12 protein-coding genes are annotated in these 12,978 nt (G+C 69.7%); 7 read left to right on the forward strand and 5 right to left on the reverse strand.

The annotated features are described in order from the left end of the window. Positions 1-127: 127 nt before the first annotated feature. From AB8M46_RS36830 to AB8M46_RS36840, 3 genes are all read left to right on the forward strand, one after another. Positions 128-1,930: a VanW family protein gene (locus AB8M46_RS36830; protein WP_125735460.1), complete on the forward strand. Its 1,803-nt coding sequence runs from the start codon at positions 128-130 to the stop codon at positions 1,928-1,930. An 85-nt stretch (positions 1,931-2,015) separates the two neighbouring features. Then, entirely contained in the window at positions 2,016-3,227 is a 1,212-nt protein-coding gene (locus AB8M46_RS36835) for an MFS transporter (protein WP_394363173.1), read from the forward strand. Between the two features lie 140 nt (positions 3,228-3,367). Further along, on the forward strand, positions 3,368-4,582 hold the full coding sequence (locus AB8M46_RS36840; RefSeq protein ID WP_235213473.1) for a GGDEF domain-containing protein: 1,215 nt from the start codon (positions 3,368-3,370) through the stop codon (positions 4,580-4,582). A gap of 69 nt (positions 4,583-4,651) precedes the next feature. On the opposite strand, the gene AB8M46_RS36845 is transcribed toward AB8M46_RS36840, so the two are convergent. Then, the gene (locus AB8M46_RS36845) at positions 4,652-6,004 is read right to left on the reverse strand and encodes a TrpB-like pyridoxal phosphate-dependent enzyme (protein ID WP_394363174.1); all 1,353 of its coding nucleotides are present in this window, start codon (positions 6,002-6,004) and stop codon (positions 4,652-4,654) included. 76 nt (positions 6,005-6,080) lie between these two features. Here AB8M46_RS36845 and AB8M46_RS36850 point away from each other — a divergent pair, with 76 nt between their 5' ends. From AB8M46_RS36850 to AB8M46_RS36860, 3 genes are read left to right on the forward strand one after another with little or no spacing between them, the layout of a single operon-like run. Further along, complete coding sequence (locus AB8M46_RS36850) at positions 6,081-6,965, forward strand: arginase family protein (RefSeq protein WP_394363175.1); 885 nt, start codon at positions 6,081-6,083, stop codon at positions 6,963-6,965. After that, positions 6,962-7,651: a dienelactone hydrolase family protein gene (locus tag AB8M46_RS36855; protein ID WP_037346733.1), complete on the forward strand. Its 690-nt coding sequence runs from the start codon at positions 6,962-6,964 to the stop codon at positions 7,649-7,651. Before AB8M46_RS36850 ends, AB8M46_RS36855 begins: the two co-directional genes overlap by 4 nt. 49 nt (positions 7,652-7,700) lie before the next feature. Next, complete coding sequence (locus AB8M46_RS36860; protein WP_038517736.1) at positions 7,701-8,495, forward strand: PIG-L family deacetylase; 795 nt, start codon at positions 7,701-7,703, stop codon at positions 8,493-8,495. A 335-nt stretch (positions 8,496-8,830) separates the two neighbouring features. Here the strand turns inward: AB8M46_RS36860 and AB8M46_RS36865 are convergent, their stop codons facing one another. Continuing rightward, entirely contained in the window at positions 8,831-9,229 is a 399-nt protein-coding gene (locus tag AB8M46_RS36865; protein WP_037346722.1) for a RidA family protein, read from the reverse strand. Between the two features lie 57 nt (positions 9,230-9,286). Here AB8M46_RS36865 and mtnA point away from each other — a divergent pair, with 57 nt between their 5' ends. After that, positions 9,287-10,252 carry an S-methyl-5-thioribose-1-phosphate isomerase gene (mtnA, locus tag AB8M46_RS36870; RefSeq protein ID WP_394363176.1) on the forward strand — a complete coding sequence of 322 codons (966 nt, stop codon included), beginning with the start codon at positions 9,287-9,289 and terminating at the stop codon, positions 10,250-10,252. Here mtnA and AB8M46_RS36875 read toward each other — a convergent pair. The 3 genes from AB8M46_RS36875 to AB8M46_RS36885 form a co-directional block, all read right to left on the reverse strand. Continuing rightward, on the reverse strand, positions 10,249-11,469 hold the full coding sequence (locus tag AB8M46_RS36875) for a GNAT family N-acetyltransferase (RefSeq protein ID WP_394363177.1): 1,221 nt from the start codon (positions 11,467-11,469) through the stop codon (positions 10,249-10,251). The two genes, mtnA and AB8M46_RS36875, sit on opposite strands and share 4 nt — an antisense overlap. Before the next feature lie 70 nt (positions 11,470-11,539). Continuing rightward, a complete protein-coding gene (locus AB8M46_RS36880; protein WP_016332112.1) occupies positions 11,540-11,755 on the reverse strand; it encodes a ferredoxin in 216 nt (71 codons plus the stop codon). Between the two features lie 2 nt (positions 11,756-11,757). Next, on the reverse strand, positions 11,758-12,948 hold the full coding sequence (locus AB8M46_RS36885) for a cytochrome P450 (RefSeq protein WP_394363178.1): 1,191 nt from the start codon (positions 12,946-12,948) through the stop codon (positions 11,758-11,760). Between the last annotated feature and the right edge of the window lie 30 nt (positions 12,949-12,978).

Genomic DNA, 12,978 nt, shown 5'->3' on the forward strand with positions numbered 1-12,978 from the left:
CACCCAACCGGGCGAGTTGCAGGCCCACAAAACGCGCCCCGTATCTTGAACCTACGTCCGGAACGTGTGGAAGCCCGGATGTTCGATCACGAAGCCCGGCACTCGCCGGACCGTGGAGGGTGGAGAGTTGCCGCAGGAACCGCGCTGGCCCGAGTCCCACGCTGAGCAGACGGACATTCTCCCGGTCGTCACGCCCGGGTTCGCGGAGTCTGCCACGCCGCAGGAGCCCACGCCACCGAAACGCCGTCGCAGCTATCGCAAGGCCGCCTTCATCGGCGGCGGCGTGTTCGGCCTCCTGGTCGTCGCGTACGCCCTCGACGTGCTGGTCTCCCAGGGCAGCGTCCCCCGCGGCGTCACCGTCGCCGGGGTCGACGTCGGCGGGATGGACCGCACCGCGGCCGAGAAGGAGCTCCGGGGCGGCATCGAACCGCGGCTGACCCGGCCGGTGAAGATCGTCGCGGGCGACGCCGAGGAGTCGCTGGCGCCGAACAACGCCGGCCTGCGCCTCGACTGGCCCGCCACCCTGGACCAGGCGGGCGACCAGCCGCTGAACCCGTTCACGCGGATCGCGTCGTTCTTCTCGACGACCGAGGTCGGCGTCGTCACCCAGACCGACGACGCCAAGCTCACCGGCGCGCTGGAGAACCTGCGCGACAAGGTCGACCGCGACCCCGTCGAAGGCACCGTGCGCTTCGAGGAGGCCAAGCCGGTCGCCGTCGAGCCGAAGACCGGGCAGAAGCTCGACCTCGAAGCCGCCAAGAAGACCATCCTGGAGCGCTGGGCCAGTGGCGAGCAGTTGAACCTCGCGGTCACCCAGACCCCGGTCAAGGTCTCGCCTGAGGCCGTCCACGCCGCGCTCGAGCAGATCGCGAAGCCCGCCGTTTCGGCGCCGATGGTCATCAAGGGCGAGGGCAAGGACGCCGTCGTCAAACCCGAGGACATCGCGGGTGCGCTGACCTTCGAGCCCGTCGACGGCGGCGTGCTGAACCCGAAGGTGGACAACAACAAGATCATCGAGGCCGCAGGTCCGCAGCTGAAGTCCACCGAGAAGGAGGGCAAGGACGCGCAGATCGTCTTCGAAGGCGGCAAGCCGACCGTCCAGCCGTCCGAGGACGCCAACGTCGTCGACTGGGAGCCGAGCCTCAAGCCGGTGCTCGACGTGCTCAAGCGCGCCGCGCCGCGCGAGCTGCCGGTGACCTACAAGAAGACCCCGGCCAAGGTGACCACCGAGCAGGCGAACCAGCTCGGCATCAAGGAGGTCGTCAGCGAGTTCAAGACCGGCGGCTTCGCGCCGGACTCGGGGACGAACATCCGGGTCGTGGCGCAGAAGGTCAACGGCGCCATCGTGAAGCCGAACGAGACGTTCAGCCTCAACGGGTTCACCGGGCCGCGCGGTGCCGCGCAGGGCTACGTCGAGGCCGGCGTCATCAAGGACGGCGCGCCCGGCCGCGAGGTCGGCGGCGGGATCTCGCAGTTCGCGACCACGCTGTACAACGCCTCGTACTTCGCCGGCATGAAGGACACCGAGCACAAGGAACACAGCTACTACATCAGCCGCTACCCGGCCGCCCGCGAGGCGACCGTGTTCCAGAACCACAACGGCGGCAGCGTGATCGACCTGAAGTTCACCAACGACGGGGACACCGGCGTCGCGATCCAGACCATCTGGACGCCGTCGGACATCACGATCCGGCTGTGGGGAACCAAGAAGTACACCGTCGAGTCGATCCCGGGCGGCCGCACCAACCCGTCCGACCCGCCGACGAAACCCGGCCCCGCCGAGAACTGCAAGCCCAGCAACGGCGCGCCCGGTTTCACCACGTCGGACACGCGGGTCATCAAGGACGCCGCGACCGGCCGCGAGATCCGGCGCCACACCCGGAACGTGCACTACAACCCGCAGCCGAAGATCACCTGCGGCACGGAGTAGCCCTTCACGCGCTTTGAGGGTTCACCACCCGCGCCCGGAGCGGTACGCTGAGTGACTCACTCGACCGGGCGGGGGTGGTCACCTCGTGGAAGCCAAGGCGACCTTCCGGCAGATCCTCGCGGTCGGTGAACTGCGCGCGATCTGGTTCGCGGAACTCCAGTCCATCCTCGGCGACCAGGTGGCCAGGGTCGCCCTGTCGGTGCTGGTGTTCCAGCGCACCGGCTCGGCGACGTGGCCGGCGCTGACGTACGCGCTCACCTATCTCCCCGATCTGATCGGCGGGCCGTTGCTCGGCGGTCTCGCCGACCGGTACCCGCGCCGCGCGGTGATGGTCTGCTCCGACGTCGTCCGCGCGCTCCTGGTCGCGGTGCTCGCCGTGCCCGGTATCCCGTTGCCCGTGCTCGCCGCCGTACTGGTGGTGGTGCAGCTGGCCAACGCGCCGTTCACCGCCGCGCAGGCCGCGGTCCTCCCGTCGGTGCTCAGCGGGGATTCCTACGTGCTCGGCCAGTCCCTGCTGAAGATCACCAACCAGATCGGTCAGCTGGCCGGATTCGCGCTGGGCGGCGCGGCGATCGCCGCGATCGGGCCGGGCCGCGGGCTGGCACTGGACGCGATGACGTTCGCCGTCTCGGCGGTCGTCCTGCGGCTGGGTGTGCGGGCGCGGCCCGCGACGGGCGCCGAAGGCCCCGCGACGTCGACCCTGCGGCGGCTTTCGGCGGGCGCCCGGACGATCTGGCGTGACCGCCGGTTGCGCGCGCTGGTCGGCCTGGCGTGGCTGGCGGGTTTCGTGATCGTGCCGGAAGGGCTCGCCGTGCCGTACGCCGCGGAGATCGGCGGCGGGGCGGTGACCGCGGGCCTGCTGCTCGCGGCGCATCCCGCAGGGATCGTGCTCGGGGTGTTCGCGCTGGGCCGCCTCGTGCGGCCCGAGATCCGGTTGCGCCTGGTCGGTGCGCTGGCGCTCGGCGCGATCGTGCCGCTCGCGGCGTTCTGGTTCCGGCCGTCGCTCCCCTACGCCGCCGGACTGCTCGTGCTGTCCGGGATGTGCGCGGCCTACCAGGTCACCGCGAGCACCACGTTCATGCGGCTGGTACCCGACACCGAACGAGGCCAGGCCTTCGGCCTCGCCGGGTCGGGGCTCATCGCCGTGCAGGGAATCGGGCTGATCGCCGGCGGCCTGCTCGTCGGCGTGCTCGGTTCACCGGCGACGACGGTCTCGGTCATCGCACTCGCCGGTCTCGTAGTGGCTGTTCCGGCCACCCGGGCTTGGCGCCACGTGGCCCCACCGCACCCCCTTTAGACCGGAACCCGGTACTCACCAGTTCTGCCCGCGCATAGGGCTCACCCCCTCCGCTTCCCCGTTCCGGTCACGCGTGGTGCACCCACGCCTACCCATACAGCGTAGTGACACCTAGTATCCAACCGATTACGTTCGTCTCCGTGGCGCTAACGAATTGGGCGCTGTGGCGGCTACCCAACCGTGGTTTGATCGGCTTCGTCCTCCTGGTGGACGTCGCGGCGATCGCCGGATCCGCCTGGTCTTTTCTCCGCGTCCCCTTCACCGAGGGCGACGCGCTCCCCTTCGCGATCCTGATCCTCAGCTCGGTGCTGTACACGGAATTGTCGCGTCCGGTGGAGCGGGTGCGGGAACGGTTCGCCGGTACGCCGCACATCTCCCTCGACAGCGTGTGGACCTTCGCCGCCGTACTGCTGGTGCATCCGGCGCTCGCCGCGCTGGTCATCGCCGTGTCGTTCTTCTACCGCTGGTTCCGCGGGCAGCCGAACCCGTTGTTCCGCCGGGTGTTCTCCACCTCGGCGACCGTGCTCTCGGGGTTCGCGGCGGCCGCTTACCTGTCCCGGTACGCGGTGCCGTTCGACGTGCTCCCCCGCGACGCGTCGTCGTTCGGTTCGGTTGTCGCTGCGGGCGGGGTCTTCCTGCTGGTCAACACCGTGCTGATGACGGTCGCGGTGTACTACGGCACGCCGCACGAACGCCTGCGGGACGCGCTGGCGAAGCCGTTCGAGTACGCGCTCGAAGCGGCGACGATCGCGCTCGGCGTCATCGTCGCGTGGGCGCTGCGGGACTGGCCGGTGGTGCTGCTGCTGGTCGTCGGGATCACGCTGGTGCTGCATCGCGGTGTCCTGCTGCGGCAGCTGAAACGGCAGGCGCGCAGCGACGCCAAGACCGGGCTGCTCAACGCGAAGGCGTGGCGTGAGGCCGCGACCGACGAACTCGACCGCGCGCGGCGCGCGGGACGGCACACCAGCCTGCTGATGGTCGACGTCGACCGGTTCAAACTGATCAACGACCGGCACGGGCATCTGGTCGGCGACCGGTATCTGGCGGCGATCGCGGAAACGCTGCGTACCGAGGTGCGCGGCACGGATCTGGTCGGGCGCTTCGGCGGCGAAGAGTTCGTCGTCCTGCTGCCGGGCACCCCCGCCGTGCACGCCCACGCGATCGCGGAACGGATCCGGTCGAGCGTGGCTTCGCGCGCCGATGACCTGCCCGAGCACGTCACCGTGTCGATCGGGCTCGCCGACCGGCCGGGCGTCGCCGATCTGGACACGGTGATCGCCGTCGCGGACCGGGCGCTCTACGAGGCCAAGAACACCGGGCGGAACCGGACTTCGGGCTACCAGGTGACCGGCTGACCCCCGCGTTTCGTCCTCTGGATGCGGTACTTGCGTGCGCAAGGACCGCATCCAGAGGACTAAACGCGCTCAGGGGAGGCCGGCGAGGGACTTCTCGAGGGCCTCGTCGGGCAGCGCGTGATCGGAGATGTCGCCCGCCAGGTACGCGCCGTACGCCGGGAGGTCGAGGTGCGCGTGCCCGCACAGCGCGGTGAGGATCACCTTCTCCTCCCCGGTTTCCTTGCACCGCAACGCTTCCTGGATACACGCGGCGAGCGCGTGGGTCGGCTCGGGCGCGGGGATGATGCCCTCCGTGCGCGCGAACCGCACGCCCGCGGCGAAGCAGTCCTCCTGCCCGATGGCGATCGCGTCGATCAGCCCGAGTTCGTAGATATGCGAGATCAGCGGGGACATCCCGTGATAGCGCAGGCCACCGGCGTGGATGGGATCGGGGATGAAGTCGTGACCGAGCGTGTGCATCTTCAGCAACGGCGTCAGCCCCGCGGTGTCCCCGAAGTCGTACGCGTACTTCCCGCGGGTGAGCGTCGGGCAGGCGGCCGGTTCGACCGCGCGGATGACCGGGTTCATCCGGCCCGCGAGTTTCTCTCGCAGGAAAGGAAAGGCGAGCCCGCCGAAGTTGGATCCGCCGCCGGTGCAGCCGACGAGGACGTCCGGGGTGTCCCCGGCCAGCTCGAACTGCTTGAGCGCCTCTTCGCCGATGATCGTCTGGTGCAGCAGCACATGGTTGAGCACGCTGCCGAGCGCGTAGCGGGTGTTCTCCGCCTGCGCCGCCTGCTCGACCGCCTCGCTGATCGCGATGCCGAGGCTGCCGGTCGAGTCCGGATCGGCGGCCAGGATCGCGCGGCCGGATTCGGTCAGTTCGGACGGGCTCGGGTGCACCGTCGCACCGAAGGTCTCCATCATCAGCTTGCGATACGGCTTCTGGTCGTAGGAAGCGCGGACCTGCCACACCTCGCACTCGAGCCCGAAGGTGGCGGAGGCGAACGCGAGCGCGCTCCCCCACTGCCCGGCGCCGGTCTCGGTGGTCAGCCTGGTGACGCCCTCCGCCGCGTTGTAGAACGCCTGCGGTACGGCGGTGTTTGGCTTGTGCGAGCCGACCGGGCTGACGCCCTCGTACTTGTAGTAGATGCGGGCGGGGGTGCCGAGCGCTTTCTCCAGCCGCCGCGCCCGGAACAGCGGTGACGGACGCCAGAGCCGGTAGACGTCGAGGACCTCTTCCGGGATGTCGATGTACCGCTCGGTGCTGACCTCCTGGGCGATGAGCGCCTGCGGGAACAGCGGCGCGAGATCGTCCGGGCCGACCGGCTCGCGGGTGCCGGGATGCAAGGGCGGTGGCGGCGGCTCCGGCAGATCCGGGACGACGTTGTACCACCTGGTCGGCATATCCGCTTCGTCGAGGATGTATTTGGTCCGCTCCGCCATTGAGCCTCCTCCGTCCGTCCCATCAACCTAAAGGGACGGACGGCGCGGCACCAGACATCGCTACTACGGTGTGACCATGGGGAATCTCGTACTGCTCGACGCACCGTCCAATCTCGGGCTGCGCCCGCCCGCCGAAGGCGTGGTCCCCGGCTGTTACAAGGCACCGGGCGCGCTGCGTGACCACGGCCTGCTCACCCGGTTGGGGGCGGCCGACGGCGGCGTCGTCACCCCGCCGCGCTATCTGCCCGCCTGGTCACCCGATGGCGGTGTGCGGAACGCGGCCGGGATCGCGGCCTACACCGAGGCCCTCGCCGCACGTCTCGCGAAGATCCGCGCGGACGGCGGCTTCCCGGTGGTCCTCGGCGGCGACTGCTCGATCGCGCTCGCCGCGATGCTGACGCTGCGTCGCGAAGGCCGCTACGGCATCGTCTACTTCGACGGGCACGACGACTTCCGGCATCTCGGCAATTCCGAGTACGTCGCCAACGTGGGTGGCGAGGCTCTCGCCGTCGTAACCGGCCGCGGCCAACCGGAACTGGCCGATGTGGACGGTCTGAAGCCCTATGTCCGCGACGAGGACGTCCTCGTGCTCGGCGTGCGCGCGGAGGAGTCCGCCGAGGCACGGGACGCCGGGCTCCGGATCGTGACCAGCCAGGAGATCATGGCGTCCGGCACCGACGGTGCGCTCGCCGCCGCCCGGGAGATTTTCGCGCCACTGGACGGTTTCTGGATCCACATCGACATCGACACCCTCGACCCGGAATTCGTGTCCGCCGTGGACAGTCCCGATCCCGGCGGGCTCAGTCCGGACAAGCTTGTCGGGCTGCTCCGGGGCCTGCTCTCGATCCCCGGTGCCGCCGGGCTGGAGCTGACCATCTTCGATCCCGACCTCGACCCCGACGGCACGCAGGCCGCCCTCGTGGCGGACTGCCTCGTGCGCGCACTGGAAGGACCCCGATGACCAAGGTGACCGTCGCCGACGGCTCGTTCGACGCCCCGCTCTGGCTGCCCGAATCCGGCTCCGGCCCGGGTCTGGTGCTGATCCAGGAGATCTTCGGTCTCGACGACTACCTCAAGTCGGTCGCCGCCGACCTGGCCGCCCTCGGCTACGTCGTCGCGGTGCCCGAACTGTTCTGGCGGATCTCCCCCGGCTGGTCGGCCACGCACGACGAAGCCGGTGTCTCGGCTTCGATGGCCGTCGCCGGCCAGTTGGACCCGGCGAGCGCCGTCACCGACGTCCTCGCGACCCTGGCGACCCTGCGCGCGCTGCCCGAAACCGGCGGCCGCGCGGGCGTCTTCGGCTTCTGCCTCGGCGGCTCGATGGCCTACGCGGCCGCCGCCGAAGGCGACCCGGACGTCGCGGTCTCGTACTACGGCTCCCGCGTTCCCGAGCAACTTCCCTTGCTGGACAAGATCACTTGCCCGATCCAGTTCCAGTTCGGCGGCGCGGACCCCTACATCCCCGCGGAGGGAGTGAGTCGCCTCGCCGACGCCGTCGCCTCCCACGACGGCGCGGAGATCCACATCCACGAGGGCGCGGGGCACGCGTTCCACAACCACGTGGCGCCGATGTTCCATCAGCCGGAGCCGGCCGCGGCTGCCTGGGCGCTGACGTTGGAGTTCTTGGGGCGGACCTACCCGGCCTGAGGCTTCCGACCGGCGGAATATGTCGGTGCCTCCCGGTAGTTTCCCCACCATGGCCACATTGGTGAGTTTTCACGCCCACCCCGACGACGAGTGCATCGTCGCGGGAGGCGTCATGCGCAAGGCCTTCGAGGAAGGTCACCGTGTCGTGCTCGTCGTCGCGACCAGGGGGGAGGTCGGCGAGGTACCGGACGGTTTCCTCGACGACGGAGAGGAGTTGTGGCAGCGCCGCGTGCAGGAGACGCACGCATCCGCGGAGGTCCTGGGGGCCAAACGCGTGGAGTTCCTGGGGTACACCGATTCCGGCATGATGGGCGAGCCGCGCAACGACGTGCCCGGCACGTTCTGGCAGGCCGACGTCGAGGAGGCCGCGCAGCGGCTGGCCGCCATCCTGCGTGAGGAGCAGGCCGACGTCCTGACCGTCTACGACGACAACGGCGGCTACGGGCATCCGGACCACATCCAGGTGCACCGCGTCGGGATGCGCGCGGCCGAGCTGGCGGGCACGCCGCGGGTCTACGAGGCGACCAGCAACAGCGACGAGATGCGCCGCGGCATGGAGGAGGCGGTGCGGACCGGGCAGATGAAGGCCGAGGATCTCCCCGATTTCGAGGACGGTTCCGAGTTCGGCAAACCGGAGGCGATCCTGACGGCGAGGGTCGACGTCACCGCGTACCTGCCTGCCAAGCGGGCCGCGATGCGCGCGCACGCCAGCCAGATCAGCGAGGACTCGTTCTTCCTGGCGATGCCCGACGAGGCTTTCGCGCAGGCGTTCGGCGTCGAGTGGTTCATCCGTGCCGGGCAGGGGCCGGGCATCACGGAGACCGACCTCATGGCCGGTCTCTGACCGACAGGCGTGTGCGTATCCGATGAATCGCGCGAACTGAGCGAGAAGCCCGAGCGATACTGGGCGGGACTTTCGCTGGGGGAAGCTGGCGGCGACGGGCGCCGCGGCCACTACTGGCTTTCGGGTGCGGCTTGATCGCGAGCCAGATCCGTGAAGGCCTCCTTACCTACCCTGAAGGTAGTGAAGGAGGCCTTCACGGACCCGACGATCGCCACACTCGACCCAAGCACACCAGCAGTCACAGCGGCTGCGCGTGAAGGACCCCTTCCCCAAGTACATGAAGGCCCCCATCCTTGCGCCTAGGTACAGGAAGGGAGCCTTCATGTACCTCAGCTTTAGGCGGTGGCGGCGGTGACGTCGAGTTCGACGAGCTGCCCGGGGTAGCCGAGCTGCGCGACGCCGAGCAGGGTGCTCGCGGTGGTGAAGGCCTCCCCGATCTCCGACTCGACGAACCGGTCCCACACGGCCGAGAGGACGTCCGCGTCCGGCGTCACCACGTAGATCACCGTGCGCACGACGTCCGCCGGGGTCGCCTTGGCGAAGGCGAGCGCGGCGGCGGTGTTCGCGACGACCTGGTCGACCTGGGCGAGCACGTCGCCTTCGACGACCTTGCCGTCTTCGGCGAGCGGGCATTGGCCGGCGAGGTGGACGTCCCTCCGGCCCTCGACGATGGTCACGTGGTGGTAGGTGGGCGTGGGGTGCAGACCGGGCGGATGGTGGCGTTCAATGGTCACGAGCCGCATCCTCACCGAGGCGGCCGCGACGGGACAACCGGATTTCACGGGGGAGCCATGCGCAGGACGATCGACTGGACCGGTGACGCGGTCACGATCATCGACCAGACCGTCCTGCCCGCCGAGTATCGCGTGCTCGAACTGCGCACGGTCGGCGAACTCGTCGCCGCCATCCAGCGGCTCGCGGTGCGCGGGGCGCCGGCGCTCGGCGCGGCGGGGGCGCTCGGCGTCGTGCTCGCCACCCGCGCGCAGGGCGACGTCGAGGCCGAGGCGCGCCGTGTCGCCCAGGCCCGGCCGACGGCGGTCAACCTGAGCTGGGGCGTTTCCCGTGCCCTCGCGAAGCTCCCGGAGGGGCCGGAAGCCGTTCTCGCGGAAGCCCTGGCGATCCTCGACGAGGACGAGCGGATCAACCACGAGGCCTCCCGCCTGGCGGCCGACGTGGTGATCGAGCGCTGCGGGCGGCGGCCGTTGCGGCTGCTGAGCCACTGCAACGCCGGCCATCTCGCGACGGTCGCCTGGGGCAGCGCGCTCGGCGTCGTCTGGCATCTGCAGGCCCGCGGCCTGGTCGAGTCCGTACTCGTCGACGAGACCCGGCCGCTGCTGCAGGGTGCCCGCCTGACCGCTTGGGAACTGGCCGAAGCCGGTGTGCCGTACCGGATCCAGCCCGACGGCGCGGCCGCCGCGGCGATGAGCCGTGGCCTGGTCGACTGTGTCCTCGTCGGCGCCGACCGGATCGCCGCCAACGGCGACGTCGCCAACAAGATCGGCACCTACGGCCTGGCGATCGCGGCGAAGCACCACGGCATCCCGTTCGTGGTCGTCGCTCCGTCGTCCACTGTGGACACCGCGATGCCGGACGGCACCGGGATCGTGATCGAGGAACGCGATCCCGGCGAGATCCTGGCCTTCGGCGGCACGAAGGTCGCACCCGAAGGCGCGGAAGTGTTCAACCCCGCCTTCGACGTGACGCCGCACGAGCTGATCACCGCGGTGGTGACCGAGCACGGAATCCTGAAACCCTAGAAGGATTCCAGGCAGGACGGCTCGCGGTCGGTGGCGAACGCCGCCGTCGCCCGCGAAACCGCGCCGGCGGTCCGCTCCTTGATCCGGCCCGCCGCGGCCAGGGTGCTGGGCCTGGTTCCGCCGAGGAAGACGGCGCCGAGGTCGGTGACGTCCAGTTCGAGATCCGGCGTGTCCTCCACGCGCGTCACTTCCGCTTGGCCGTCGGCGTCGGTGACGAGCCGCCAGTTCCCGGCGTTCCACGGGCAGAAGGCGTCGCGTACGCCGATTACGAGGTCCACCGGGGCGTTGTAGCGCCGGGTGATCAGGCCGCGATCGACGTCGACGATGCGCAGCCACAGCGAATCGCCGCCGGTCCGGGTCATGGCGCGGGGGTCGGCGAGCAGGTGGATGAGCGGTTCGTCGAGGGCGGCCGACACCTCGACTGTGAAGACGAGGTCGTAGTCGAGCAGGAAACGGTACAGCGTCGCGTACGCCTCCGGCGTGGTCGCGACCAGTTCCTGCACGCTCAGGATTCCTCGCGGGCCGTCGTCGTTCCAGTCGTTCTTCAGCCGGTAGATCACGTAACCGTCGGGCAGGACGGCGAACCTCATCGCGGTCGCGCCGTTCCTCCGCCGCTCCGGGTCGTCGAGGTTGAACTCCCACGTCGCCCCTGGCCGGTCCAGCGCGCCGACCCGTTGGGGCGCTTCCTTTTCGTAGATCGCCTTGATCAGCGGGATCGCCTGCTCGCGGCCGATTTCGCGCACCCGCTCGGGTTCGAGTCCGACACCGGGCCGGAACGCGGATTTCGCGCGGATCTTCGCGCGATAGAACTGCGCCGCGAGCCCGTAGCCGAAGCGTGGATAGATGACGGCCTCGGACGCCCACAACGCGGCGATCGGTTCGCCGCCGTCGTCGTGCAGGCCGTGTAGCTGCGCCCGCATGACCCGGGTGAGCGCGCCCCGCCGCCGATGCCCCGGCGCGACGCCGACCGAAGTGATCGCCGCGAACGGCGTCGGCCCCGCACCGGGAACGGTGATCTTCCGGGTGAGGATCTCCCCCATCCCGATCAGCTCGTCGCCGTCGAAGACGCCGTGTGAACGCTCGGGTTCGAACACCAGTCCTTCGCGGTATTGGAATCCTTCCGAAGGATCGGCGAGGAAGGCACGCGCCAGCATGTCCGAGAGTGCGGGCAGGTCGTCGGTGGTCAGGGTGCGGAGGGTCAAGCCGTCATCGCTCACCCTGTTCGTACTACGCCCCTTCACCGACGACCGCCACGCCTTTTTCGAAGCAAGCATAGAAGGGCGACGTTCAGGGCCTCGGCCCGATCACCTCACCCTTTTCCGTCACCTCGATGGCCATCGCGGGGCAGGAATCCGCCGCGTCGAGCACCGTCTCGTCCGGATCCACCTCCCCCTTGACCACTGTCGCCACGGCGCCTTCGAGTTCGAAGACCTCCGGCATCAGCGCCGCGCACATCCCCGAGCCGATGCACGTGTTGCCATCGACCTCGACTTTCCAGCTCATGCTCACCATCCGATCGGCATGGAGCGGGGGCCCCGCACCAGCATCTGGGTCTTCCACACGATATCGCCGTCGAGGTGCAGCCCGGGGAGATCGCGCAGCAACGCCTTCAGGGCCTCCTGCAGTTCGAGCCTGGCCAGCGGAGCGCCGAGGCAGTGGTGCACGCCGTGCCCGAAACCGAGATGGGGATTGGCTTCCCTGCCGAATTCCAGGGTTTCCGCCGACGTGAACTGGAGCCCGTCCCGGTTGGCGGCGCCGATCGCGACCATCACCGGCTCGCCCTCCTTCACCAGCACGTCACCCACTTGGATGTCTTCGGTGGCGTAGCGGGCGAACCCGGCGCCGGCACCCAGCGGAACGAACCGCAGCAGTTCCTCGACCGCAGCCGGGATCAGGTCCAGGTCCGCACGCAGGCGGGCGAGCTGCTCCGGCTGTTCGAGCAGGGCGTAGACGAAGTTGGGGATCTGGCTGGCGGTGGTCTCGTGCCCGGCGATCAGGATGCCGATGCACATGTCGACCAGTTCCAGCTCGCTCAGCCGGTCGCGGACGTCGCGCGCCTCGATCAGCGCGGTCATCAGATCGTCCTGCGGCTCGGCGCGGTGCTGCTCGACGAGCACGTGCATGTACGCCCGCAGGTCGTCCTGGTTGGCCATCATCTCTTCGGTGGTCAGCGGGCTGGTGGACAGCGCGGCGTCGCTCCACACGCGGAACTTCGGCCGGTCCTCGACCGGCACTCCGAGCAGTTCGCAGATCACCGCGACCGGGATCGGCAGCGCGTAGTCCTCGACCAGGTCCGCGGGCTGCCCCTTGGCCTTCATGTCCTCGATCAGCCCGGCCGCCAGCTCGGCGACACGCGGGCGCAGCAGTTCGACGCGGCGCATGGTGAACGCCTTCGCGACCAGCGTGCGCAACCGGGTGTGATCCGGCGGGTCCATGCTCAGGATCCCGCCGGGGCGCCTGCCGGGCGCCATCCGCGGCTCGTCCTTCTCCGCCGCCATCGCCCGGGAGAACCGCCGGTCGCCCAGCACGAACCGCGCGTCGGCGTACCGGGTGGCGAGCCAGGCGGGCTCACCGTGCGGGAGCCGGACGCGAAGCATGCCCTTGGTGGCGCGTGCGGCCGCGTACGCCTCGTTGAGTTCGAGGCCGGCGTCCTCATTGAAGGGATAGGCGACGAATTCGGTGTCTGTGGTGGTCATTTGTCCGGAAACCCCCCGGCTCGGCGGTTT

The sequence above is a fragment of the Amycolatopsis sp. SB7-3 genome, from assembly GCF_041021335.1.
GTDB classification, from domain to species: domain Bacteria; phylum Actinomycetota; class Actinomycetes; order Mycobacteriales; family Pseudonocardiaceae; genus Amycolatopsis; species Amycolatopsis japonica.

Excerpts from the sequence above, each read along its gene's own strand:
- AB8M46_RS36845 (WP_394363174.1), bottom strand. The coding sequence starts at position 6,004 with ATGGCGGAGCGGACCAAATACATCCTCGACGAAGCGGATATGCCGACC.
- AB8M46_RS36850 (WP_394363175.1), top strand. The coding sequence starts at position 6,081 with ATGGGGAATCTCGTACTGCTCGACGCACCGTCCAATCTCGGGCTGCGC.
- AB8M46_RS36855 (WP_037346733.1), top strand. The coding sequence starts at position 6,962 with ATGACCAAGGTGACCGTCGCCGACGGCTCGTTCGACGCCCCGCTCTGG.
- AB8M46_RS36860 (WP_038517736.1), top strand. The coding sequence starts at position 7,701 with ATGGCCACATTGGTGAGTTTTCACGCCCACCCCGACGACGAGTGCATC.
- mtnA (WP_394363176.1), top strand. The coding sequence starts at position 9,287 with ATGCGCAGGACGATCGACTGGACCGGTGACGCGGTCACGATCATCGAC.
- AB8M46_RS36880 (WP_016332112.1), bottom strand. The coding sequence starts at position 11,755 with ATGAGCTGGAAAGTCGAGGTCGATGGCAACACGTGCATCGGCTCGGGG.
- AB8M46_RS36885 (WP_394363178.1), bottom strand. The coding sequence starts at position 12,948 with ATGACCACCACAGACACCGAATTCGTCGCCTATCCCTTCAATGAGGAC.